Here is a 24,440-nt window from a genome sequence, read left to right on the forward strand (position 1 = left end):
AAGCCTGACGACATGACCTATTGCATCGGCATCAACCTCGACGAAGGCATGCTGTTCGCCTCCGACTCCCGCACCAATGCCGGCGTCGACGACGTCCGCCGCTTCGGCAAGATGCGCGTGTTCGCCGTGGACGGCGACCGGGTCATCGTCACCCTGTCGGCCGGCAACCTCTCGCTCACCCAGAACACGCTCAACCTGCTCGAGCACCGCGCCAACCACGGCGACGGCGTGGGCCTGTACAACGCGCAGTCGATGTTCGAGGTGGCGACCCTGGTCGGCGACGCCATGCGCGAGATCCGCAAGCGCGACGAGCCGTACCTGCGCGACAGCGGGATCGACGCCAGCGGCACCTTCATCGTCGGCGGCCAGATCAGGGGCGAGGCGCCGCGGCTGTTCCTGGTCTATTCGGAAGGCAACTTCATCGAGTCCAACCCTGACACGCCCTGGTTCCAGACCGGCGAGATCAAGTTCGGCAAGCCGATCCTCGACCGCGTGGTCACGCCGCAGACGAGCCTGTCCGAGGCGGCCAAGTGCATGCTGGTCTCGTTCGACTCGACGATGCGATCCAACCTCTCGGTCGGGCCGCCGATCGACGTGCTGATGTACCGGCGCGACGCGCTGTCGGTCGGCGTGCAGCAGCGCCTCGACGACGACGACCCGTACCTCAACCAGGTCCGCACCTACTGGAACGACAGCCTGCGCACTGCGCTGCAGGCGATGCCGGCGCCGGGGTGGCTGCCGCCGGCGTAGGCCCGGGCCCGCCCCCTGCCGCCGCGGCGGCGCAACCGGCGTCCCGCACCGGCTTCCGCGCCCTCACAGCCGCACCACGACCTGCACGTCCTCCGGGCCGGCGGCGCGCGCGGCCAGGACGCGTTCGCCCACGCGCTCGAACGCCAGGTCCACGCGCACGCCGGCCACGTCCACCGCATCCACCCGCAGGCGCTCCACGCCGGGCGGGAGCTGTGGGTGGTCGATCACCACCCGGCCCTCGACCGCGTCGACCTCCACCCCCAGGCAGGCGTGCAGCAGCATGAACACCGCGCCGGCCGACCAGGCCTGCGGCATGCACGCCACCGGATAGGCGATCGGCGGCTCGCCGGCGCTGCGCGGGAAGCCGCAGAACAGCTCCGGCAGGCGCATGTCGAAATGGGTCGCAGCCTCGAACACCTCGTCCAGCAGGCGCGTGGCCTGGCGGCGCGCGCCATAGCGGGCCATGCCCGCCGCGCACAGCGCCACGTCGTGCGGCCACACCGAGCCGTTGTGGTAGGACATCGGGTTGTAGCGCGGCTGGTCGGTGGCGAGCGTACGCACGCCCCAGCCGTTGTCGAAACGCGGCGCGGAGAGTTGCTCGACCACGCGCAGCGCGCGCCCGGGCGACGGCAGGCCCACGTACAGCAGGTGCCCGGGGTTCGATGCCAGCACCCGGCACATGCGGCCGTCTCCGTCGCGCGCCAGCGCGTAGAAGCCCAGCGCCTCGTCCCAGAAGCGCGCCTCGACCGTGGCGCGCAGGCGCTCGGCGCGCGCCTGCCGGGCCGCCGCCGCCGCGTCGTCGCCGCGCACCCTGGCGAGCATCGCCATCGCCAGCAGCGCCTCGTACGCATAGCCCTGCACCTCGACCAGCGCGACCGGCCCGGCCGGCAGGCGGCCGTCCTCGTGGAACACGGAGTCCTCGCTGTCCTTCCAGCCCTGGTTGGCGAGGCCGCTGTCCTCGCCGCGCGCGTACGCGAGCAGGCCGTCCGGATCGGCGTCGCAGCTGCGCTCGATCCAGCCGGTGGCGCGCTCGAGCGCCGGCCACAGCCGGTCGAGGAAGGCGCGGTCGCCGGTGCGGCGGAAGTGGCGCCCGGCCAGGATCACGAACAGCGGCGTGGTGTCGACTCCGCCGTAGTACAGGCCGAACGGTACCTCGCCCAGCGCCGCCATCTCGCCCTTGCGGGTCTCGTGCAGGATCTTGCCGGGCGCCGCATCGCGGAAGCTCGACTCCTCCGCCGCCTGGCGCTCGGCCAGGAACGCGAGCACGCCGCGCGCCAGCCCCGGGTCGAGCCACAGCGTCTGCAGCGCGGTGATGATCGCGTCGCGCCCGAACGGGGTCGAGAACCAGGGAATGCCAGCGTACGGATAGCGGCCCGACGGCAGGTCGCTGGCGAGCAGCGCGATGTCGGTGCGCGAGCGCTCCACCCAGGCATCGAACAGCAGGCCGCCGCCGTGCAGGCGTGCGCCCGAACGGCGGCGCGCGCGCAGTGCGCGGCGGGCCTGCACCATCGCGCGGCGGTGGCGGGCCGCACCCGGCTGGCCCACCTCGACGCCGGCTTCCAGGTACAGGTCCACGCTCTCGTGCGGCGCGAGCCGGAACTCGAAGCGCGCCGCGTCCTCGGACAGCGCGCGCGGCGGCATCGAGAACGCCAGCACCGTGCGCCGGGCCACGCCGTCGAGGCCGTCGTAGCGCAGCACGACGCGGTCGCCGTCGACCTCGACTTGCGGATAGCTGCCGCGCCGCGCGCGCGCCATGCCGCGCACCTCGAACATGTCGCGGAAGTCGGCGCCGAACTCGACCACCAGCGGCACCGACACCGGCGCCGGATCGTAGTTCGAACAGGTGATGCGCTCGTGGAGGCGTCCCTGCCACAGGAAGCGCGAGCGACGCAGGTGGATCACCCCGCGCGCCGCCGCGCTTCCGCCGATCGGCGGAAGCGGCCGGTTGGTCAGGTGCGCGCTGAACACCACCCGGTCCTGGGCGACGGCGGAGCTGAGCAGGGTCGGCACGGTGTCGCCCAGGACCAGGCGCAGCCGCGACAGCACCCGCGTGCCTTCGTGGAACAGGCCGTCGGCCTCGTCGCCGCCATGCAGGTCCCCGCGCGCGTCGCAGACCAGGAAGCTGTCGCCGTCCTTGAGCGACCAGCTCGCCTGCCGGGTGGGCGGAAGCGTCGGCGCCACGGCGGCGGCCTCAGGCCAGGCGCGCCAGGCGCGCGCCCTCGTCGTCGCCGGGCAACCCCGGCAGCCGGCGGTACAGGTCGAGGTAGGCGCGGGCCATGACCGTGGCCGAGAAGCGGCGCTCGAACTCGCGCCGGATCGTGGCGCGGTCGAGCTCGTGCAGGCGGCCGATCGCCGCCACCGCCTCCGCCTCGGACTCGACGATGAAGCCGGTGACGCCGTGCTCGACCACCTCGGGCACCGAGCCGTTGCGCCACGCGATCACCGGGGTGCCGCAGGCCATCGCCTCGATCATCACCAGGCCGAACGGCTCCGGCCAGTCGATCGGGAACAGCAGCGCCGCGGCGTGGCCGAGGAAGCCCGGCTTGCGCGCGTCGCCGATCTCGCCGATGAACTCCACGCCGCCCCCCTCCAGCATCGGCTCGATCGTCTGCCGGAAGTACATCGTGTCGGCCGCGTCCACCTTGGCCGCGATCCGCAGCGGCATGCCGGCGCGGCGGGCGATGTCGATCGCGCGGTCGGGCCGCTTCTCCGGCGAGATGCGGCCGAGGAAGGCCAGGTAGTCGGCGCGTGGCGACGACACCGGCCGCAGCAGGTCCTCGGGCAGGCCGTGGTACACGGTGGCGGCCCAGTTGGCGAAGCGCAGCGGCGCGCGCTGCTGGTCGGAGATCGAGACCAACGGGAACCGGGGCCAGCAGCGGTACGCCTCCGGCAGTCCGGCCAGGTCGAGGCGGCCGTGCAGCGTGGTCACGGTGCGCCCGGCCATGTCCTCGAACAGCGGGAAGTGCAGCAGGTCCACGTGGAAATGCAGCAGGTCGAACTCGTCGGCGCGCCTGCGCACCTCGTGCAGCATCGCCAGGTGCGCGGCGATGTCCGACTTGAGCGGCTGCGGATCCAGGCGCAGGGCGCGCTCGCGGCACGGCACCAGGCGCGCGCGGGTGCGGCTGTCGCCGCTGGCGAACACGGTCACGTCGTGGCCGAGGTCCGCCTGCGCGTCGGCCAGCCAGGCCACGATCCGCTCGGTCCCGCCGTACAGGCGCGGCGGGACGGCTTCGTACAGGGGCGCGATGTGGGCGATGCGCATGGCGGCCTCCTCAGGCGGACGTCGCCTTGCGCCGGGCGGCCGCGCGCAGCGCACGGGCGTGATGGACCGGGATCGGGGTTCTCGCGTTCATCAGGCTCCTCCTCGTTGCATCGCCGGCGGCCGGCCACGGGCCACCCTGCGGCCCGGCACGCCGGGTCGCAGGCGATCGGAAGGACGCACGGCCAGCATCGTCGGCGGGCCCGGCGTGGACACGGGCGGACGATGAGCGGTGTCGGATCCGCGGCCGGCCGTGGGCGCCGCCGCGCCGGACATGTAGGGACGCGGCGCGGCTTTTCAAGGGCCGCCGTGCGCACGCGATCGCGCGGCCCGCGCGTGGTGGGCGGCGTGCGCACCGCTTACCATGGCATCCATCGCCAACCGCCATCGTGGGATCCCGACATGACCGACGTCTTCCTGGTCTCCGCCATGCGCACCGCCATCGGCACCTTCGGCGGCGCGCTCAGGGACGTGCCGCCGTCCGACCTCGGCGTGGCCACGGCCAAGGCCGCGATCGCGCAGGCCGGGGTCCCGGTCGACGCCATCGGCCATGCCGTGTACGGCCAGGTGCTGCCGAGCGAGCCGGCCGACGCCTACCTCGCCCGCGTCATCGCGGTGAAGGCCGGCGTGCCGGTCGAGACGCCGGCGTTCACCGTCAACCGCCTGTGCGGCTCCGGCCTGCAGGCGATCGTCTCCGCGGCGCAGGCGCTGGCGCTGGGCGACTGCGAGGTGGCGCTGGCCGGCGGCGCGGAGTCGATGAGCCGCACGCCGTTCCACCTCCCCGGCCACCGCTGGGGCCGCAAGCTCGGCGACGACACCCTGGTCGACGCGCTCAACGAGGGCCTGAAGGACCCGTTCGACAAGGTGCTCATGGGCATCACCGCCGAGAACGTCGCCGAACGCCACGCCATCGACCGTGCGCGCCAGGACGCACTGGCGCTGGAGAGCCACCGCCGCGCCGCGCGCGCGATCGCCGAGGGCCGGTTCGAGGGCCAGATCGTGCCCGTGACGGTGGGCCGGCGCGGCAGGGAGACCGTGTTCCGCGTGGACGAGCACGTGCGCGCGGACGTGGGCGCCGACGACCTGGCCGGACTGCGTCCGGTGTTCAAGGCCGACGGCACGGTGACCGCGGGCAATGCCTCGGGCATCAACGACGGCGCGGCCTCGGTGGTGCTGGCCACGGGCGAGGCGGTGCGCCGCCACGGCCTCAAGCCGCTGGCGCGGCTGGTGGCCTACGCGCACGCGGGCGTGGAGCCGCTGTACATGGGCATGGGCCCGGTGCCGGCCACGCGCGCGGCGCTGGCGCGCGCAGGCCTGACGGTCGAGGACCTGGACATCGTCGAATCCAACGAAGCCTTCGCCGCGCAGGCCTGCGCGGTCGCCGACGCGCTGGGGTTCGATCCGGAGAAGACCAATCCCAACGGCAGCGGCATCTCGCTGGGCCATCCGGTGGGCGCGACCGGCGCGATCATCACCGTCAAGCTGGTGCACGAACTGCACCGCACCGGCGGCCGCTACGGCCTGGCGACGATGTGCATCGGCGGCGGCCAGGGCATCGCCGCCATCTTCGAACGCACCTGAAGCCCGCGCGGCGCCGCGCTCAGTACATGCGCGTGGCGCCGCCGCCGTCGACCTCCAGCACCGCGCCGTTGACGTAGCCGGCCTCGTCCGAGCACAGCCAGGCGATGGCGTTGGCCGCCTCGCGCGCCTCGCCCAGCCGGCGCATGCCGCCGTGGCGCGCGACCATCCGGGCATAGTGCTCCGCCGCCCCCGGCCGCCCGGTGTCGACCATCTCCGAACGGGTGTAGCCGGGCGCCACGGCATTGATGCGCAGCGCCTGCTGGCCGTAGTCGGACGCGGCCGAACGGGTCAGCCCGACCACGCCGTGCTTGCTCGCGGCATAGGCCGAATGGCCGACGTCGCTGGGCTTGAGCCCGTAGATCGAGGCGACGTTGACGATGGCACCGCCGCCTCCGGCGAGCATGGCGGGGATCTCGTGCTTCATGCACAGCCACACGCCCTTGAGGTTGACCTCCATCACCGCGTCCCACTGTGCCTCCTCCACCTCGGCCAGCGGGGTGCGCATGGGGCCGGCGATGCCGGCGTTGTTCACCGCGCAGTCGAGCCGGCCGAACCGGTCGAGCGCAGCCGCGATCATCGCCGCCACGTCCGCGGCCCGGGACACGTCGGCCTGCACCGCCCAGGCCTCGCCGCCGGCCGCGCGGATCCGGCCTGCAAGCGCCTGGCAACGGTCGCTGCGCCGCGCGGCGAGCACCACCTTCGCGCCGCGTTCGGCCAGCGCGAGCGCGGCGGCCTCGCCCAGGCCGGAGGACGCGCCGGTCACCAGCGCCACCTTGCCCGCGAACGGCCGGTGGCCGCCGTCCTTCGACGACGTTGGTCCGCCGGCGGGAGACGTGTTCACGCCGGCGCGTCCGCCCCCGCGTGGGCGCGGGCGCTCGCGATCTCGCGCTCGGCCTGGGTGAACCCGTAACCGGGGATGACCTGCCCCTGCGTCGACGACACCGCGTCCCAGGCCGCGATCAGCCGCTCGCCCGCATCGTCGCCTCCGCCGATGTAGCGGCCCTGCGTGAGCGCGACGTGGGCACGCGCGAAGTGACCGGCGCCGGCGCAGACGATGGCGCGGGTGGGCGCGTCCTCGACCACCAGCGGCAGCAGCGCGGGGCTGACCAGCCGCGGGTCGAGCGCGTCGAGCTGCTCCTGCGGCAGGATGCCCTCCATCATCCGCGTGTACGCGGTCGGCGCCAGGCTGTTGACCGTGATCCCGTACTTCGCGCCCTCGATCGCCAGCGTCTGCATCAGGCCGACCAGCGCCATCTTGGCCGCGCCGTAGTTGGCCTGGCCGAAGTTGCCCCACAGGCCCGACGAGGACGTGGTCATCACGATCCGCCCGTACCGCTGCGCGCGCATCGTGTCCCAGACCGCCTTGCAGCAGATCGCAGCGCCCACCAGGTGCACGTCGAGCACCTGCCGGAACTCCTCCAGCGACATCTTGCCGAAGCTCCTGTCGCGCAGGATGCCGGCGTTGTTGACCAGGATGTCGATCCGCCCCCACTCGGCGAGCGCGGCGTCGACGACGGCCTCCACCGCGGCGGCGTCGGCCACCGAGCCGGCGACCGCGATCGCCGTCCCGCCCGCGGTGCGGATCTCCGCGGCGACGGCCTCCGCCGCCTCCTGCCCCAGGTCGTTGACCAGCACCTTCGCGCCCTTGCGGGCGAGGTAGAGCGCGTGCTCGCGGCCCAGGCCGCCGCCGGCGCCGGTGACGATCGCAGTGCGTCCCTCGAGTGGCATCGTGTGCGTACTCCCGTCAATGGATGGCGCGGGACGGGAGCGCGCCGGCGGCGATCAGCCGGATGCCTTGCGCGTCCCCTTCCGCGGTTTGCAGATGGCCTTGAAGCCGGCGGCCATGAAGGTGGCCATGCGCGCCTTCACCGCCTCGTAGTCGTCCGACCGGCACAGCCCGCCCGACAGCCGGTCGATGCGGCCCGTGCGCGCCAGGGTGAGCATCAGCGCGCCGGTGACGAAGTGGTAGCCCCAGAAGACGTCCTCGTCCGCGGCCTCGGGCATGGCCTTCTTGAGCAGCGCGACCAGGCGCAGCACCACCGGATCGAAGTGCTGGTCCATCAGTTCGCCGCCGTGGCGGGTGTTGGACATCAGCGCGCCGAGCGCGCCGTAGTTCTTCCAGGCCTCGCCGCCCTGGCTGTACAGGTCCAGGTCGGTGTCCAGGAACGCGCGCAGCGCGCCCTCCACGGTCGGCTTGCCGTTGCAGGCCTGCTCGTACTCGTCGAGCGCCCGCATGCGCGCACTGCTGGTCACGCCGGCGCGCCGCGCGATCACCGCGTCGAACAGGGTCTGCTTGTCGTTGAAGTAATAGTTGACCAGGGTGTGGTGCACGCCCACCCGCTTGGCCACGTCCTTGAGCGTGACCCCGTACAGGCCATCGCGCGAGAACAGGTGCTCGGCCGCGTCCAGGATCTGCTCGGTCATCTCCGCGCGCTGCGCGGCCTTGGTCATGCGCTTGCCGGTCGCCGCGGCCTTGCGGCGCTTCGCACCGGCGCCGGCCTGCCTGGTCCTGGAACCCGTGACCTTGTCTGCCACCCTGCAGCCTCCCATGCCGCCCCGGATGCGCGCTGGCCGGAGACATCACGCCTCCCGTCGCCACCGTGCGCTCCCGTATTCGGCCTTCAGCCGCATTTTGTCAACTTTGCCGGTCGCTGCCAAAGGCATGCGTTCCAGGCGGATCACCTCGTCGGGCACCCACCACGACGCGACCTCCTTGCGCAGCACCTCGAGCAGGTCCTCCTCGCGCGTGGTGCTGTCCGGACGCATCTCGACCAGCAGCACCGGCCGTTCGCCCCACCTGGGATGGGCGCGCCCAATCACCGCCGCCAGCGACACGCCGGGCACGCGCCCCACCACCTCCTCGATCTCGGCCGGGTTGATCCACTCGCCGCCGGACTTGATCAGGTCCTTGGCGCGGCCGGTGATGACCAGGTTGCCGGCCGCGTCGATCCGGGCCAGGTCGCCGGTGGGGAACCAGCCGTCGGCATCCACCGCGGGCGCGGCCTCGCCGAAGTAGCGGCGGATGGCGCTGTCGCCGCGCACGCGCAGGTGGCCCTCGTGCCCGCGCTGCTCGGGCAGCGGCCTGCCTTCGGCATCGGTGAGCAGCAGATCCACGCCGAGCGAGGGTCGGCCCGACAGGTGCGCGGCGCGCTCGGGATCGTCGGGCGCCGCCACGGTGCCGGTCGGGGACAGCTCGGTCATGCCCCAGCTGGTCTGCACCACCACGCCCAGGCGCTGTTCGATGCGCTCCATGAGCGCGGGCGCCAGCGGCGCGCCGCCGACGATCACGCGCCGCAGCGAGGGCACGTCGCCGCCGTGCGCGTCGAGGAAGTCCACCAGGCCCAGCCAGACCGTGGCCACGCCGATCGCCACGGTCACCGATTCGGCGCGGATCAGGGCCGCCAGGCTTTCGCCGTCGAGGAAGCGGCCGGGCAGCACCAGCCTGGCGCCGACCGCGGGCGCGGCGAACGGCACGCCCCACGCGTTGGCATGGAACATCGGCACCGCCAGCAGCACGCTGTCGCGGCGGGTCAGGGCCATGGTGTCGGCCTGCAGCGCGCGCAGCGTGTGCAGGTAGCTGCCGCGATGGGTGTAGGTCACGCCCTTCGGCGCCCCGGTGGTGCCGGATGTGAAGCACAGCCCGCAGGGCGTGCGCTCGTCGAAGCCGCCCCACGCCGCCTCGTCGCCGGACTGTTCCAGCAGCGCTTCGAGCGGTTCGCCCAGGTGCGCGTCGTCGCCCGCGTCGACGGCGTCGTCGATCCACAGCAGGCGCTTCACCGCGCCGGAACGCTCGGCCACGCGGCGCGCCATCGGCAGCAGGTCGGAGGACGCGACCAGTACCGTCGCCCCCGACTGTTCGAGCATCGACGCCAGGTGCGCCTCGCTCACCCGCGGATTGAGCGTGTGGCAGACCGCACCCATGCCGACGACCGCGTACCAGGTCTCCATGTGCGCCTGCGTGTTCCAGGCGAGCGTCGCGACGACGTCGCCCCTGCCGATGCCGCAACCGGCCAGCGCCGACGACAGCCGGCGGCAGCGCCGGTACAGCCCGGCGTAGCCGATGCGAGCCACCACCGCGCCCTTGCGGCCGGTGACGACTTCGCGATCGGGATGCCACTTCGCGCCATGCTCGAGGATGCGGTCGAGCGTCAGCGCGGTGTCCTGCATCTCGCCGTGGATCAACGGCATGCGTCCGCCTCCGGCGGAAGCGGCGGCGAGATGATGCCCACGTTCCAGTGCCAGGGCTGGTCGCCCTGCGCGCGACGGCGGCAGACCACCTGCTCGAGCAGCTCGAACATGCCCGGCATCAGGTGCGTGCCCGGCTGCGGGTTGCCGGCGATGCCGAGGTAGGCGCGCGCCTCGCCGTAGGCCGGCCACTCCGGCGCGCCCTCGGCGGCGGGGCGGCCGTCGCGCGCGAACGAAGCCCAGTAGCCGAGCATGGTCGTGCCCAGCGCGCGCTCTGCGGCGGTGTCGGGCACCGCCGGCCAGTACGGCGGGGTGCCGTCGCGGGTACCGAGCACGTAGGGGATCTCGCTGGCGTGGAAGGCGTGCAGGCCGGCCTCGTCCGCGGCGCGATAGCCGTGGTCCCAGAAATACAGGTAGGACGGCTGCCCGAGCGCGGTCTGGCTGCGCACCAGCCGTTCGGCGGTCCAGCCGTAGAGCGCGTCGCGGGTGGTCGCGAGCATCGCCGCGTCGAGGTCGTGCGACGGGTAGCGCTCGAGCATCGCGTCGGCCAGGTCGCGATAGGCGCCGCGGATCGCCGCCTCGTACGTCGCCGCGTCGGCGGGCGCCGGGGGCAGCAGGAAGCGCAGCGAGCGGATCTCGCCCTCGTTGAAGCCGGCCAGGATCGGCACCGGCGCCTGTTCGCCGCGGTCGAACACCTCGACCAGCTGCGCCGGCAGCACCTTGCCGTCGACGTTCCCCAGCGGCATGTAGCCGGCCATCGCGGCCTTGACCGTGAGTTCCTGCGGATCGGCCGCGCGCAGGCGCGGCAGGCCCCGGATCCCGAGCTTGCGGGCCAGTTCGACGCCCGCGGACTCGGCCGGCGGCGTGCCGTGGACGTCCTCGCGCAGCGCCGGCATCGAGATCATGTACGCGCTCTGCGCGATCGCCTTGTGGAACAGCCCGCGCGCCGGCGGCGCCGCCATCAGGTACATCACGCTCAGCGCGCCGGCCGACTCGCCGGCGATGGTGACATTGCCCGGGTCTCCCCCGAACGCGGCGATGTTGTCGCGCACCCAGCGCAGGGCCTGGATCTGGTCGAGCAGGCCGTAGTTGCCGGACACGCCATCGGGCGACTCCTCGCTCAGCTGCGGATGGGCGAGGTAGCCGAGCACGCCGAGGCGGTAGTTGATCGACACCACCACCAGCCCCTGGCGGGCGAGCGCGGCGCCGTCGTACAGCGGCTCGCTGGTGCTGCCTCCGCTGAGCGCGCCGCCGTGGATCCACACGAACACCGGCGCCGACCGCGCGCCTTCCGGGGTCCACACGTTGAGGAACAGGCAGTCCTCGCTCATCTTCGGCGCCTCGGCCGGCGCGTAAAGGCTGCCGGGGCGGGACGGCGGCTGGTGGCAGGACGCGCCGAACCGACTGGCGTCGCGCACGCCTTCCCAGCGCGCCGCCGGCTCCGGCGCGCGCCAGCGCCGCTCCTTCACCGGCGGCCTGGCGTACGGAATGCCGCGGAACGCGTGCACTCCGTTCAGGGCCTCGCCGCGCACCGCGCCGGCGGGCGCCTCCACCACCGGCGCGGCGGCAAGCGCCGGCGCGGCGAACAGGGCCGCGACGCCCAGGGAAAGCAGCAGGGAACGGATCATGGCTCCACCTCGTGGTGCTGTTGTCGGATGGCCTTCGCGAGCCAGAGGAACAGGCCGATCGCCACCGCGTAGAACGGCAGCAGGGTGTAGAAGGCCAGCTGCAGGGAATTGTCCGGATGGCTGGCGCGGAACAGGTCGCTGGCGAAGCCCAGGTAGGTCGGGCCGAGGCCGAGGCCGACCAGGTTCATCACCAGCAGCAGCAGCGCGCCCGCGAGCACGCGCTGGTCCGGCGCCACTTCCTGCTGCACCAGGGTTACGGCCGGCGACAGGTAGAAGTAGTTCAGGCCGATCGGCAGCAGCAGGAAGGCCAGCGCCAGTTCCCAGCCCGGGGCCCAGATGAAGGCGACGAAGAACGGCACCGCCAGCGCCAGCCCCGCGGCGGGGACGTAGGCGTAGGCCGTCTTGCCGCGCGGCACCAGCCGGTCCACCAGGCGCCCGGACACCACCATGCCCGCGCTGACGCCGAACAGCACGACCAGCGCGTACCACACCGCCACGTCCTCCAGCCCCATGCCCTTCTCGCGCATCAGGAACAGCACGGTGAAGTTCATCGTGGCGTAGGTGATGAACTGGGTCGCGGCGCAGGCCAGCGACACCCGCAGCAGCACCGGGTCGCGGAAGAAGCTCGCGCAGCCGGCCCAGAAGCCCACCGGCGCGCCTTTCGGCTTCGCCGCCGCCGCGCCGTCGAGGCCGCCGCGCGGTGGTTCGCGCACCGCCAGCCAGACCGCCAGGCCGGTGACCACGCCGACGAGGCCGACCCAGATGAACGCCTGCCGCCACGAGTAGGCGGCCGCGACCGACGCCCCGAACGCCACGCCCAGCGCCTGGCCGATCGGTGGTCCCATGTTGAACAGGCTCAGCGCGGTGCCGCGCAGCCCCGGCGGGAAGTAGTCGGAGATGATGGCGTACGAGGGCGGCACGCCGCCGGCCTCGCCGACGCCCACCGTCATCCGCGCCAGCACCAGCTGCGGATAGGTGGAGGCCATGCCGCAGGCGGAAGTGGCCGCGCTCCACAGCATGCAGGCGAACGCGAGCACCCGCACCCGGCTGGTCCGGTCGGCCAGCCAGCCGACCGGGATCGCGAGGATGCAGTAGAACATCGCGAAGTACAGCCCGCCGATCAGGCCGAGCTGGCCGTCGCTGACCCCGAGGTCGTCCTGGATCGGCTTGGCGAGGATCGACAGCAGCTGCCGGTCGAGGAAGTTGAGGACGTAGACGAAGGTCAGGATGCCCAGCACCACCCAGGCCCGCGCCCCCGGGCGCGCGACCGGCGCGCCCGGACTGGCCGCGGCGGCGGGGACGCCGGCCATCAGAACCGGTATCCCACGCGCACGCCCACGGTCCGCGGCCGCACGACGCCGTAACGGCTGTCGAGGAAGGCCTCGGGATGGACGTAGTTGATCGAGCGGTCGTCGAACAGGTTCTCGGCGTACACGCCGACCGTGAACCGCTCGAACGCCGCCGCCAGCGATGCGTTCACCAGGGTGTAGTCGTCGGTGTAGTCGAAGGTCGGGCTGACCACGCCCGGCTGGCCCGGCACGTACGGGAACGAGCCCGGGAAGTCGCCGACGTGGACCACCGCCAGGGAGGCGTTGCCTACCGAGTTGCGGAACCAGTCGAACTGGTAGTTGACCGTGAACGAGCCGCTGACCTCGGGGCCGGCCAGGCGCGCGCCGCGCACCGCGCCCGAGACCGCCGCCTCCTCGTCGGTGAGCGAGTCGACCTTGGCGCGGTTGGCCGAGCCGTTGAGGGTGAAGGTCCAGTTCTGGTTCGGCATCGCCATCAGCTCGAACTCGACGCCGCGGCTGTAGGCGCCGCCGATGTTGGTGGCGAACTGGATCGAATCCGACACCCGGTTGGCCTGTACCTGGATGTCGTTCCAGTCGATGTTGAACAGGGCGATGTTGGCCGCGAGGCGCCCGTTCCACCAGCGCCCCTTGAGTCCGACCTCGTAGCTCACCAGGTCGTCGGAATCGGCGCCGAACGGGATCACGAGATCGTCCGGGTCGATCGTGCTGACCGCGCCGGCGCGGGCGTTCACGACCGGCGCGCGGAAGCCGGTGGCCACCGCCGCGTAGGTGGTGATCGACGGCGTCGGCCGCCACGAGGCGCTGACCCGGTACGACGGGCCGGTTTCCTTCGCCACCAGGCCCTCGGCGGCGTCCACCGGCGCGACCGTGGCCGGCAGCCCGCAGATGCCGAGGAAGCTGCAGTAGTAGGCCAGGGTGAGGTAATCGCTGGTGTAGCCGCCCGCCAGGGTGGAGCCCTGCGCCTCGATGCTGCCGTAGCGCAGGCCGAGGGTCGCCCACACGTCGTCGGTGAAGTGCCAGGTCAGCTGCCCGAACAGCGCCTGCTCCTTCGTCACGTCGCGGGTGCGGTAGTCCATGAAGTACTCGTTGGGCAGCCCGGTGATGCCGCTGCGGGCAAGGTACTCCTCGTTGGAGCGGTAGCCGAAATTGACCACGCGGTCGCGCTCGAAGTAGAAGCCGCCGAGCACCCAGTCCAGCTTGCCGCCGGTGTCCGAGACCAGGCGCACCTCCTGGACGAAGGTGTCGCTTTCGAACGGCGCGTCGAGCGCGAAGGCGAAGGCCTGGCCGTAGGTGCCGGCCAGGTCGACGTTGAACAGGGCCTCGTAGTCCGACCAGGTCGAGGAGCTGGTCAGCTCGGCGCCGTCGAACTGGTAGCGCAGGGTGAGGTTGTAGTTGGTCATCTCGCCCGAGAACATGTCCGGGCGGTCGGACAGGCGCTTGTCCTCGCCGAGCTCGGGATTGACCAGCGAGGAGTCCTCCGGCGTGCTCTCCTCGCGCGAGACCCGCACCTGGGCCGAGAAGCGGTCGGTCGGCTCCCACAGCAGGGTGGCGCGGCCGCCCCGGCTCTCGAGCGAGTTGGCGTTCTCGATCCCGGTGCCGACGTTGTCGATGTAGCCCTCCTCGTCGCGCGAGAAGGCGACCACGCGCAGCGCCAGGGTGTCCTGCGCCAGCGGGATGTTGAGCATCGCGTTGTAGCGCTGGCGCAGCGAGTTCGAGCCGGTGATGCCGACGTCGGCCAGGAACGAGCCTTCCAGCACGTTGGGGTCCGGCGCGTGGGTCAGGATCCGCAGCGCGCCGGCCAGCGAGCCGGAGCCGAACAGCGTGCCCTGCGGGCCGCGCAGGAACTCCACCCGCTCCACGTCGTACAGGCTCGGGTCGAGGATGGTGGAGTTGCCGTTGGCCGAGATCGGCAGCTCGTCGATGTAGATCGCCACCGTGCTCTGCAGGTTGGCGTTGTAGCCGTTGGTGGCGATGCCGCGCGCGGTGAAGTTGTTGAAGTTGGCGCTGGCGCGGTTGAGCACCACGCCCGGGGTCTCGTGGGCCAGGCCCTCGTAGCCGACCACGCCCTTGGCGTCGAGCTGGTCCTGCGAGAGCGCGGTCACGCTCAGCGGCACGTCCTGCAGCCGTTCGCTGCGGCGCGTGGCGGTGACGACGATGGCGTCCAGTTCCTGGGCCTCGGCCGAGGCGGCCGATCCGGTACGCTGGCGTTCGGTGTCGATCGCGTCGGCCGTGGCCTGGGCCATGGCCGACACGGGCATTGCAAGCAGCGCGGCCACGGACGCGGACGCGATCAGGCGGCTTCCCATCTCAGATCCCTCCCACAGGATGCTGGTGAACCAGTCTGCTCGGGATACTGCCGGCCGCTCACCCGCGTGTCAACATTCACTCTCGCGAATGTGAATTTCTTTTGCGGGGCGGCAAATTCCTTTGAAATCAGTGCTGCGGCGCAACAAGCCAGCGCGCCTGGATGCGCCCTGGCCGCCCCGCCCGCCCGCCTGCGGCCGGCCATCGCTCATCTTCGCGGCCGGCGGATCCGGTAGAATCCGAGCCCCCGCCGAGGGGCGCTGCGACCGTCGCGACACGGCCAGGCTCGGCGCGGTCTCCCCGTACCAACGGCGCCCGTTTGAACCGTGCCCCTGCCGGGGCCCCGTTGAACGGAGTGATCGCATGAACGCTGTCTCGAAGAGCTTCTCCACCGCGGGCGACTACAAGGTCGCCGACATCTCGCTGGCCGACTGGGGCCGCAAGGAAATCGACATCGCCGAGCACGAGATGCCGGGCCTGATGTCGATCCGCCGCAAGTACGCGCCGCAGGCCCCGCTCAAGGGCGTGCGCGTGACCGGCTCGCTGCACATGACGATCCAGACCGCGGTCCTGATCGAAACCCTCAAGGACATCGGCGCCGACGTGCGCTGGGCCTCGTGCAACATCTTCTCCACCCAGGACCACGCCGCCGCGGCCATCGCCGCCACCGGCACCCCGGTGTTCGCCTGGAAGGGCGAGACGCTCGAGGAGTACTGGGACTGCACCCTCGACGCGCTGAGCTTCCCCGACGGCAAGGGCGGCTTCCTCGGCCCGCAGCTGGTGGTGGACGACGGCGGCGACGTGACCCTGCTGATCCACAAGGGCTACGAGCTCGAGCAGGGCGACGAGTCCTGGGTCGACTCGCCCTCCTCCAGCCACGAGGAGCAGGTGATCAAGAACCTGCTCAAGCGCGTGCGGAAGGAGCGCCCGGGCTACTGGACCCGCGTGGTCGCCGACTGGAAGGGCGTCTCCGAGGAGACCACCACCGGCGTGCACCGCCTCTACCAGCTGGCCGAGGCCGGCAAGCTGCTGGTGCCGGCGATCAACGTCAACGACTCGGTCACCAAGTCGAAGTTCGACAACCTCTACGGCTGCCGCGAGTCGCTGGCCGACGGCCTCAAGCGCGCGATGGACGTGATGCTGGCCGGCAAGGTGGCCGTGGTCTGCGGCTACGGCGACGTCGGCAAGGGTTCGGCCGCCTCGCTGCGTGCCTATGGCGCGCGCGTGATCGTCACCGAGATCGATCCGATCTGCGCCCTGCAGGCGGCGATGGAGGGCTACGAGGTCAAGACCGTCGAGGACACCCTCGGCGAGGCCGACATCTACGTCACCACCACCGGCAACCGCGACATCATCCGCGTCGAGCACATGCAGGCGATGAAGGACCAGGCCATCGTCTGCAACATCGGCCACTTCGACAACGAGATCCAGGTCGATGCGCTCAAGGCGCTGCCGGGCGTCAAGCAGGTCAACATCAAGCCGCAGGTGGACCGCTTCGACCTGCCCAACGGCCGCTCGATCTTCCTGCTGGCCGAGGGCCGCCTGGTGAACCTGGGCTGCGCCACCGGCCACCCGTCGTTCGTGATGTCCAACAGCTTCTCGAACCAGACCCTTGCCCAGATCGACCTGTGGGCGAACAAGGACCAGTACGAGCCCCGCGTCTACATCCTGCCCAAGAAGCTGGACGAGGAAGTGGCGCGCCTGCACCTGGAGAAGATCGGCGTGAAGCTGACCCAGCTCACGAAGGAGCAGGCCGACTACATAGGCGTGCCGGTCGAGGGCCCGTACAAGCCCGAGCACTACCGCTACTGATCCGCCCCGCGCGGCACGAGACCGGGCGCCCCGCGGCGCCCGGTTCTTTTTTGAGGATCCACTCCAGGATGAGCAGCGCTTCCCGACCGGTGCCCGTGGCTGGACCGGTATTCCTGCGCCAGCTGGCCCGCGTGGCCGGTCCCGGCCCGGACGCCGGCGCGCAGGCGCCGCTGGCGGCGACGCTGGCGCAGTGGATCGACTGGCCGCGCGCGGTGGCGCTGGCGGGTGCGCTCGACGGCCGTCCGGCCGATGCCGGCGAAGCGCCGGCGCCGGATCCCGCCATCGCCGGCGAATGCACGGCCGCGCAGGCGCGGCTGCGCGAGGCGATCCTCGCCGACCCGCTGCTCGCGGTGTCCGGCCCCTCGCCCGCCGACGCGGAACCCGGGTTCGCCCCGTTCCGTGCCTGCCACCAGGCGCACCAGCGCGCCATGCTCGCGGCGACCGGCCGGCTGCGCGGACGCCTGCGCGACCTCGTCGCCGCGGCGCCGACCCTGGCCCGGCTGGCCGAAGTGGACGCGGCCCTGGAGCAGGCGCTGGCGCCGCGCGAGCACGCCCTGCTCGGCCGGCTGCCCGATCTGCTCGACGGCCACTTCGCGCGCCTGCGGGCGCAGCACGTGCCCGGCATGCCGGGCGCGTGGCTCGACCGCTTCCGCCTCGACCTGCGCGACCTGCTGCTGGCCGAACTCGACCTGCGCTTCTCACCCGTGCACGCGCTGCTTGCCGCGCTCGCCAACGACGAATCCCTGCCATGACCCGACTCCCACGCCTCCTCGCGCCCTGCATCTTCGTCGCCGGCCTGTCCGTCGTCGGCTGGATCGGCGCGGGCTACCTCGGCACCAGCCTGCTGGGGCTGGCCGTGGTGCTGCTGGTCGCGCTGTGCTACCTGGCCGGCGCGCTCGACCTGCGCCGCCACCGCGCCGGCACCGCGGCGCTGACGCGCGCCCTCGACGACGTGGACGCCGAAGCCGGCGACCTGCAGGCCTGGCTGGCGCGCCTGCCCCCGCCGCTGCGCCAGCCGGTGCGGCTGCGCATCGAGGACGGGCGCGCCGCGCTGCCCGCGCCCGCGCTTGCGCCGCCACTGGCCGCGCTGCTGGTCCTGCTGGGCATGCTCGGCACCCTGCTCGGCATGATGGCGACGCTGCGCGGCACCGGCCTGGCGCTGGGCAGCGCGCTCGACCTCGACGCGATCCGCGCGTCGCTGGCCACGCCCGTGCATGGACTGGCGATCGCCTTCGGCACCTCGATCGCCGGCGTCGGCGCATCCGCCGCGCTCGGCCTGCTGTCGGCGCTGGCGCGGCGCGAGCGGATGCAGGTGGCGCAACGGCTGGACGAGGCCATCGCCGGCCCGCTGCGCATCCACACGCGCGCCCACCGCGACGAACAGGCCTTCGTCCTGCTGCAACGCCAGGCCGGACTGATGCCCGCGCTGGTCGACCGCCTGCAGGCGATGACCCACGCGATCGAACAGCAGGCCGCCGCCTCGAACGCACGGCTGGAGGCGCGGCAGGACGCGTTCCACGCCGAAGTGCAGCGCAGCTACGAGGCGCTCGCAGCGTCGGTCGGGCAGTCGCTCGCGACCAGCGTCGCCGAGGGCAGCCGCGCGGTCGCCGCATCGCTGCAGCCGGTGGTGGCCGACACCCTGGCCGGCGTGGCGCGCGAGACCGATGGGCTGCGCCAGGTCGTCGCCCAGGCGGTGGAACGGCAGCTCGCGCAGCTCTCGTCCGGATTCGAGGCCGCCAGCACCCGCGCCGCGGACGGCTGGCGCAGCGCCCTGGACGCGCAGCGGCAGGCGAACGAGGGCCTCGCCGGCGGACTGGCCGCGCTGTTCGAGCGCTCGGCGCAGGCGCAGGAACGACGCGCGGCCGAACTCGTCGATGGCATGGCGACGCGGCTGGAGGCCGCCAGCGCCGCCGTCGCCGACGCCTGGACCGTCGCGCTCGCGCGCCAGCGGGCCACCGCCGAGGCGCTGGCCAGTCGCAACGAAGCCGCACTGGTTGCGGCCACGACGGGACTGGAACGCCAGGCGGCGGCGCTGGTCGACGGCCTGCGCGCCTCGGGCGACGCCCTGCAGTCCACGCTCGCGGCGCGGGACGAAGCGCGCCTGGCCGCCTGGAGCGAACGCCTCGAGGCCCTGTCCACCGACCTCGTCCGCCGCTGGGAGCAGGCCGGCGAGGACGTGGCCGCGCGCCAGCGCGCGATCTGCGACACGCTCGAGCGCACCGCGTCCGCGATCGCCGCGCAGTCGCAGAAGCACGCCGACGCGACGATCGCCGAGGTCTCGCGCCTGGTCCAGACCGCGTCGGAAGCCCCGCGCGCAGCCGCGGAGGTCGTCGCCGAGCTGCGCCAGTCACTGTCGGAGAGCATGGTCCGCGACACCGCCATGCTCGAGGAACGCACCCGCCTGCTCGCCACCCTGGAAACCCTGCTCGACGCGGTGAACCACGCCTCCGGCGAGCAGCGCGCCGCGGTGGATGCGCTGGTCTCGACCTCGGCCGACCTGCTCGAACGCACCGCGGCGACGCTGGGCGAGCGCATCGATGCCGGGGCCGGGCGCCTCGACGCCGCCGCCGCCCAACTCACCGGCAGCGCGATCGAGGTGGCCAGCCTGGGCGATGCCTTCGCCGCGGCGGTGGAGTCGTTCGGCGCCGCCAACGAGGCCCTGCTCGAACGCCTGCAGCAGGTGGCCGCCGCGCTCGACGGCTCGCTCGCGCGCAGCGACGAGCAGCTGGCCTACTATGTGGCCCAGGCGCGCGAGGTGGTCGAACTGAGCGTGTCCTCGCAGCAGCAGATCCTGGCCGGCCTGCAGCGCGTGGCCGGCACCGGCGAGGCGGCCGCGGCATGAGCGCCGGGATCGACCGCGGGGACGGCGACACCGCCACCGTCTGGGCCGCCTTCGGCGACCTGATGGCGGTGATGCTGGGCGTGTTCGTGCTGATCCTGCTGGGCGTGGTCGCCGTGCACCTGCACACCGCCGCGAAACTCGAGCACGTCGAGCGCGAACAGGCGCGCCTGGCCGCACAGCGAGAGGCGCTCGAGCGGGCGCTCGCCGCGCCGCTCGCGGCCGGGCGCGTGACCCTGGTGGACGGACGCATCGGCATCCGCGGCAGCCTGCTGTTCCCGGTCAACTCCGATGCGCTGCAGGACGAGGGACGCGCCCTGCTGCGCGAACTCGCCGCCCCGCTTTCGGGCTACCTGTCCGCACGCGAGGAAATCCTGATGGTCAGCGGCTTCACCGACGACCGCCCGGTGCTGGAGGGCAACCGCCGCTACGCCGACAACTGGGAGCTGTCGGCGCAACGCGCGCTCACCGTCACCCGTGCCCTGGTCGAGGAAGGCGTGCCCGCCGATTCGGTGTTCGCCGCCGCCTTCGGCGAGCAGCAGCCGGTCGATTCCAACGACGACGAGGCCGGCCGCGCCCGCAACCGGCGGGTGGAGATCGCGCCGGTGCCGCGTCCGCGCCAGCCGCAGGCCCCTGCCGATGGGCGATAACGCGCCGCACCTGCAGCCGCTGCTCTCCACGCTGCGCGTCGACCCGCCGTCGTGCGGCCGCGCGCGGCTGCAGCGTATCGACGCGCTTGCGGCGCGGACGGCGACGCTCGAGCCCGGCCCGGTGCGCGCGGTGCTGGAAGACAGGCTGCGCTGCCTGATCGAAGCGGTTCCGCAGCAGCAGGCCGGTCCTGCCCGCCCGACGCGCGCGCTTCCAGGCCACGGCCTGCTGGCGCTGGCAGGCCTGCTCGCCGAACTGCGCGCCCGGCGCGCATCGCCGGCCGCACCCCCGGCTCCGGCCGGGCGCACGGAACCGGCGGCGCCGAAACGGTCCGAAGACGGCCACGGCTTCGCGCCCCTGCCCGCACTCGACGCCGCGCGCCAGGCCTGGGCGCGGCTGCGCCTGGATGCGCAGCTGCGCGACGTGCTGGCGGAAATCCCGGACGACGCCGGGCCCATGCACTCGACCGTCCTGGTCCATCGCGCCATCGCCGTGATGCTGGAATCCGCACCCGGCTATCTCCGGCACTTCCTCGGCCATGCCGACGCGCTCGCGACCCTGGAACGGCACTGTCCGGCAGCCGCCGCTGCGCCGGCGCGGCAGCGCACGCGCGGCAGGCGGCGACCGGGTTGAGGCCAGGCAGGACCGCCAGGTCGGACCACCGCACGGGCTCCAGCCCGGCTGACGACGCGTGCCGCGCGTGAGCGCGCGGTCGAACGATCCGGCAGCGCGCGGCCAATGCGGCGCGCCCGCCTTCCGCCACGCAGGAACGACGCCTGAACGCCAACGCTGCTCCCGCGCAGGTTCAGCTCCGATTCCCGGCTCGCGGACGCTGCCTCGACGTGCGCGCGCCGATCATGCGTGCGTGCCGCGAAGGCATGCCACGCACACGCCGCCATGCGCCCCTTCCTCGTCTCGATCCTCGCCTGCGCGGCGCTCTCCACATGCGCCCTGGTGTCCTCGCCCGGCAGCGTCCGGGCCGCGACCGGCGTGGCGCGCTGCGCGATGCCCGACGGCACGTTCGCCTACACCAACGTCGCGTGCAGCCGCCTGGGCGGCCGCCACGTCGCCCTGCCGGCGGACGTGCAGAACCGCATCCGTCGCGAGCGGGTGCACGAAGCGCGGCTGACCGGGGCGCCGCCACCGGTGGACGACGGCCTGCTCGTCGCCGCTTCCCTCGACCCGGGGCGCCCGAAGGGACAGGGTTGCGCGACCACGCCCAGGCAGCTCGCGGTCGACCTGCGCGCGTCCATGGCCCAGGGAGACGTCAACCGCATCGCGGAAAGCTTCGACTGGGCCGGCATGTCGCACGCCACGGCGATGCGGATGATGGCGCGGATCCAGCGACTGGGCGGCATGGCCCTGGTGGACGCCGAATTCTTCGGGTCGCCCGCCGCCGGCGGGACCCTGCAGGTCGTCCTGCAGGATGCGGGCGGACACAGGGTCACCGACTTCGACGTGCGGCGCCACGGCGGCTGCTGGTTCGTGCGCCACACCTGGTCGGCCTGAGCCGCGTTCCCGGCCGCATGCGGGGCCGAACCGTGCCCGGCGACGGTGAATCCCCTTACAATTGCCCCGCGGTCGGCAATGCGACCGCACCACTCCTTGGGGAGTAGCCGGCCGCCGCGACCCGCGGCGGCGCGCCCGTCAACACACTTGGCCTGCACCGGCCATGGCGGTCGCAACCTTCCGGTTGGCGAGACCAGCGAGCCATGCACGTCAGCCGGCCGGGCGCGTGCTGGTCCGTTGCGCCCAGCCCCGGCCGCGTGGCGATGCGATGCACCCCGTTTCCATCCTGCTCCTGGGCCTGGCGCTGTCGACCGATGCCTTCGCCGCCGCGATCGGCAAGGGCGCGGCGATGCGCCTGCGCTGGCCCGACGCCCTGCGCACCGGCGCGATCTTCGGCGTCGTGGAAGCGCTCACGCCGCTGTCAGGCTGGGCGCTGGGGTCGGTCGCGCAGCGCTGGATCGAGGAATGGGACCACTGGATCGCCTTCGGCCTGCTGTGCGGGCTCGGCCTGCACCTGGTCTGGAAGGCATTGCACGGCGACGGCGCCGGCGACGACGCGCCGCGTGGCACCGGATTGTGGGCGGTGGCGGTGGCCGGACTGGCGACCAGCATCGACGCGATGGCGGTCGGCGTCGGCCTGGCCTTCGTGGACGTGAACATCCTGCTCGTCGCCACCGTGATCGGCCTGTGCACCTTCACCCTGGTCACCATCGGAGTCATGGCCGGGCGCGCTCTCGGCCGGATGATCGGCCGCCGGGCGGAGATCGTCGGCGGCCTGGTGCTGATCGCGGTCGGCACCACCATCCTGCACCAGCACCTGGCCGGCTGAGCGACGGCCTCCCGCACCGCACGCGCGCTGCCCGTCGCGGCGCGCGCCCGCCTCAGCGGCGACGCAGCAGGCCCCAGGCGACCAGCCCCAGCGCGCCGATCCCCGCGGCCACCAGCGCGGTCTTCGCCGGCGAGCGCCGGGCGTCCTCGCACAGCCCTTCGACCACGTCGACCCGGTCGGCGGCGACCAGCAGCAGCCAGTGGCCGATGTCGTTCTCGCTGCGACGGAAGGCGGCGCGGCGGATCGCCCCGCTCAGCCCCTTCGGCGGCAGCCGCGTGCCGAAGGTGCGCGAATGGTCCGGGCGCTCGACCGACTTCAGTACTTCCACCGTCATCGGCTGCTGCGGGGGCGGATCGCTCCACGGCACGTCCAATCGCGGCGGCGTGCGCTCCATCGGCACGGCGGGGCGGTTCTCGCGCGGCAGGTCGGAACCCCATCCGGGGATGTGGGCGTACGGGCGGTCGCTGGTTTCCATGTCCGTCTCCATGTTCCCGGTGCTCATGCCGCGTCGCGTGCCGAAGGCGGCACCAGCACCGGCTTGATGCAGTTGTCGCGCTTGTTGACGAAGATGTCGTAGGCGTCGGCCACGTCCTCGAGCGGGATGCGATGGGTGATGACCTCGCGCGGCGAGATATGGCCGGCACGGATGTGCTCGATCAGCCGCGGCAAGTGCCGCTTCACGCTGGCCTGGTTCATGCGCAGGGTCAGGCCCTTGTTCACCGCGTTGCCGATCGGAATCATGTTGAAGGTCGGCCCGTAAACGCCGACGATCGAGATGCGCCCGCCCTTGCGCGCGCTGTTGATCGCCCAGTGCAACGCGATCGGCGAGCCGGCCTGCAGCATCAGGATCTTGCCGGTGATGTCGTGGAAGGCGCTGCCGGTGGCGTCGCAACCAACCGCGTCGATGCACACGTCCGCGCCCAGCCAGTCGGTCATCTTCTTCAGGTGGGTGGCGACGTCGTCCACCTCGAGGAAGTTCACCGTCTCGGCATGCGCGAACCTGCGGGCGAACTCCAGCCGGTAGTCCTCGCGATCGACCACGATCACCCGGCCGGCGCCGAAGAACCACGCGCTCTTCGCCGCGAACAGTCCGACGGGGCCGGCACCGAAGACCACGACGGTGTCGCCCTCGCGGATGCTGCCCATTTCCGCCGCCTGGTAGCCGGTCGGGAAGGCGTCGGTGAGCAGCACCGCGTCCTCGATGTGGATGTCGTCGGGGATGATCGTCGGGCCCACGTCCGCGAACGGCACGCGCACATACTCCGCCTGGCCGCCGTCATAGCCACCGGCGGTGTGGGTGTAGCCGTAGAAGCCGCCCATGGCGCTGGCCTGCGAATTGACGTTGTGGCAGTTGCCGTACAGCTCCTTCTGGCAGAAGAAGCAGCTGCCGCAGAAGATGTTGAACGGCACCAGCACCCGGTCGCCGACCTTCAGGTTCTGCACCGAGGGCCCCACTTCCTCCACCACGCCGCAGAACTCGTGGCCGATGATCGAGCCGACCCGGGTGTCCGGCACCAGGCCGTTGTAGATGTGGATGTCCGAGCCGCAGATGCACGAGCGCGTGACCCGGACGATGGCGTCGTTGGGGTGCTCGATCCCGGGTTCGGCGACGTGTTCGATGCGCATCCTGCGCGGACGCCGGTAGGTGGTGGCGAGCATGGCGGAGCTCCGGACGGGACGGTGGTTGGCATACGCCGGCACCGCCCCACCTTCACGGTTGGGCCGTGAACGCAGTGCGTGCGTTCCGTGGTCGATGCGTGAGCGCGGCGCCCGCCCGGCCGGAACG

20 protein-coding genes and 1 riboswitch are annotated in these 24,440 nt (G+C 72.6%); of the genes, 9 read left to right on the top strand and 11 right to left on the bottom strand.

From position 1 onward, the window contains the following. Positions 1 to 12 precede the first annotated feature (12 nt). The gene (locus tag LUTJ29_RS0112655; protein ID WP_027072837.1) at positions 13 to 750 is read left to right on the top strand and encodes a peptidase; all 738 of its coding nucleotides are present in this window, start codon (positions 13 to 15) and stop codon (positions 748 to 750) included. Between the two features lie 63 nt (positions 751 to 813). On the opposite strand, the gene LUTJ29_RS0112660 is transcribed toward LUTJ29_RS0112655, so the two are convergent. Together LUTJ29_RS0112660 and LUTJ29_RS0112665 are read right to left on the bottom strand one after the other, a co-directional pair. Then, a complete protein-coding gene (locus tag LUTJ29_RS0112660; protein WP_027072838.1) occupies positions 814 to 2,931 on the bottom strand; it encodes an amylo-alpha-1,6-glucosidase in 2,118 nt (705 codons plus the stop codon). A 10-nt stretch (positions 2,932 to 2,941) separates the two neighbouring features. Then, a complete protein-coding gene (locus LUTJ29_RS0112665; RefSeq protein WP_027072839.1) occupies positions 2,942 to 4,012 on the bottom strand; it encodes a glycosyltransferase family 4 protein in 1,071 nt (356 codons plus the stop codon). Positions 4,013 to 4,411: 399 nt separating this feature from the next. On the opposite strand from LUTJ29_RS0112665, the gene bktB reads away from it, so the two are divergent. Next, positions 4,412 to 5,590 (top strand): beta-ketothiolase BktB, encoded by a 1,179-nt coding sequence (gene bktB, locus LUTJ29_RS0112670; protein ID WP_027072840.1) that lies wholly within the window; start codon positions 4,412 to 4,414, stop codon positions 5,588 to 5,590. Between the two features lie 19 nt (positions 5,591 to 5,609). Here bktB and LUTJ29_RS0112675 read toward each other — a convergent pair whose 3' ends face one another. The 7 genes from LUTJ29_RS0112675 to LUTJ29_RS0112705 are packed head-to-tail and all read right to left on the bottom strand — an operon-like array spanning position 5,610 to position 15,019. Then, positions 5,610 to 6,431 (bottom strand): glucose 1-dehydrogenase, encoded by an 822-nt coding sequence (locus LUTJ29_RS0112675; RefSeq protein ID WP_051322999.1) that lies wholly within the window; start codon positions 6,429 to 6,431, stop codon positions 5,610 to 5,612. Beyond that, positions 6,428 to 7,318 (bottom strand): SDR family NAD(P)-dependent oxidoreductase, encoded by an 891-nt coding sequence (locus LUTJ29_RS0112680; protein ID WP_027072842.1) that lies wholly within the window; start codon positions 7,316 to 7,318, stop codon positions 6,428 to 6,430. Before LUTJ29_RS0112680 ends, LUTJ29_RS0112675 begins: the two co-directional genes overlap by 4 nt. A gap of 54 nt (positions 7,319 to 7,372) precedes the next feature. Continuing rightward, positions 7,373 to 8,125: a TetR/AcrR family transcriptional regulator gene (locus tag LUTJ29_RS0112685; protein WP_232221214.1), complete on the bottom strand. Its 753-nt coding sequence runs from the start codon at positions 8,123 to 8,125 to the stop codon at positions 7,373 to 7,375. 45 nt (positions 8,126 to 8,170) lie between these two features. Continuing rightward, positions 8,171 to 9,778, bottom strand: coding sequence for an AMP-binding protein (locus tag LUTJ29_RS0112690; RefSeq protein WP_027072844.1), 1,608 nt, complete (start codon positions 9,776 to 9,778; stop codon positions 8,171 to 8,173). Then, positions 9,769 to 11,403: a carboxylesterase family protein gene (locus LUTJ29_RS0112695; protein ID WP_027072845.1), complete on the bottom strand. Its 1,635-nt coding sequence runs from the start codon at positions 11,401 to 11,403 to the stop codon at positions 9,769 to 9,771. Before LUTJ29_RS0112695 ends, LUTJ29_RS0112690 begins: the two co-directional genes overlap by 10 nt. Next, positions 11,400 to 12,713 carry an MFS transporter gene (locus LUTJ29_RS17400; protein ID WP_043741376.1) on the bottom strand — a complete coding sequence of 438 codons (1,314 nt, stop codon included), beginning with the start codon at positions 12,711 to 12,713 and terminating at the stop codon, positions 11,400 to 11,402. Before LUTJ29_RS17400 ends, LUTJ29_RS0112695 begins: the two co-directional genes overlap by 4 nt. After that, positions 12,713 to 15,019, bottom strand: coding sequence for a TonB-dependent receptor (locus LUTJ29_RS0112705; RefSeq protein WP_027072846.1), 2,307 nt, complete (start codon positions 15,017 to 15,019; stop codon positions 12,713 to 12,715). Before LUTJ29_RS0112705 ends, LUTJ29_RS17400 begins: the two co-directional genes overlap by 1 nt. Before the next feature lie 244 nt (positions 15,020 to 15,263). Next, positions 15,264 to 15,341, top strand: a riboswitch (S-adenosyl-L-homocysteine riboswitch). Between the two features lie 39 nt (positions 15,342 to 15,380). On the opposite strand from LUTJ29_RS0112705, the gene ahcY reads away from it, so the two are divergent. From ahcY to LUTJ29_RS0112740, 7 genes are all read left to right on the top strand, one after another. Then, positions 15,381 to 16,829: an adenosylhomocysteinase gene (gene ahcY / locus LUTJ29_RS0112710; RefSeq protein ID WP_027072847.1), complete on the top strand. Its 1,449-nt coding sequence runs from the start codon at positions 15,381 to 15,383 to the stop codon at positions 16,827 to 16,829. A 68-nt stretch (positions 16,830 to 16,897) separates the two neighbouring features. Beyond that, positions 16,898 to 17,581, top strand: coding sequence for a DUF3348 family protein (locus tag LUTJ29_RS0112715; protein ID WP_027072848.1), 684 nt, complete (start codon positions 16,898 to 16,900; stop codon positions 17,579 to 17,581). Continuing rightward, complete coding sequence (locus tag LUTJ29_RS0112720) at positions 17,578 to 19,671, top strand: DUF802 domain-containing protein (protein ID WP_027072849.1); 2,094 nt, start codon at positions 17,578 to 17,580, stop codon at positions 19,669 to 19,671. The genes LUTJ29_RS0112715 and LUTJ29_RS0112720 overlap by 4 nt, the downstream gene beginning before the upstream one ends. Next, complete coding sequence (locus LUTJ29_RS0112725; RefSeq protein ID WP_027072850.1) at positions 19,668 to 20,318, top strand: OmpA family protein; 651 nt, start codon at positions 19,668 to 19,670, stop codon at positions 20,316 to 20,318. The genes LUTJ29_RS0112720 and LUTJ29_RS0112725 overlap by 4 nt, the downstream gene beginning before the upstream one ends. Beyond that, entirely contained in the window at positions 20,308 to 20,949 is a 642-nt protein-coding gene (locus LUTJ29_RS17405; RefSeq protein WP_051323000.1) for a DUF2894 domain-containing protein, read from the top strand. The genes LUTJ29_RS0112725 and LUTJ29_RS17405 overlap by 11 nt, the downstream gene beginning before the upstream one ends. A 264-nt stretch (positions 20,950 to 21,213) precedes the next feature. Next, a complete protein-coding gene (locus LUTJ29_RS0112735) occupies positions 21,214 to 21,825 on the top strand; it encodes a hypothetical protein (RefSeq protein ID WP_027072851.1) in 612 nt (203 codons plus the stop codon). Positions 21,826 to 22,093: 268 nt separating this feature from the next. Continuing rightward, positions 22,094 to 22,654, top strand: a complete 561-nt coding sequence (locus tag LUTJ29_RS0112740; RefSeq protein WP_027072852.1) for a manganese efflux pump MntP family protein — start codon at positions 22,094 to 22,096, stop codon at positions 22,652 to 22,654. A gap of 52 nt (positions 22,655 to 22,706) precedes the next feature. Here the strand turns inward: LUTJ29_RS0112740 and LUTJ29_RS17410 are convergent, their stop codons facing one another. Continuing rightward, positions 22,707 to 23,129, bottom strand: coding sequence for a hypothetical protein (locus tag LUTJ29_RS17410; RefSeq protein ID WP_198012683.1), 423 nt, complete (start codon positions 23,127 to 23,129; stop codon positions 22,707 to 22,709). Positions 23,130 to 23,152: 23 nt separating this feature from the next. Next, positions 23,153 to 24,313, bottom strand: a complete 1,161-nt coding sequence (locus tag LUTJ29_RS0112750) for a zinc-dependent alcohol dehydrogenase (RefSeq protein ID WP_027072853.1) — start codon at positions 24,311 to 24,313, stop codon at positions 23,153 to 23,155. Between the last annotated feature and the right edge of the window lie 127 nt (positions 24,314 to 24,440).

This window comes from Luteimonas sp. J29 (genome assembly GCF_000472505.1).
Lineage (GTDB): Bacteria > Pseudomonadota > Gammaproteobacteria > Xanthomonadales > Xanthomonadaceae > Luteimonas.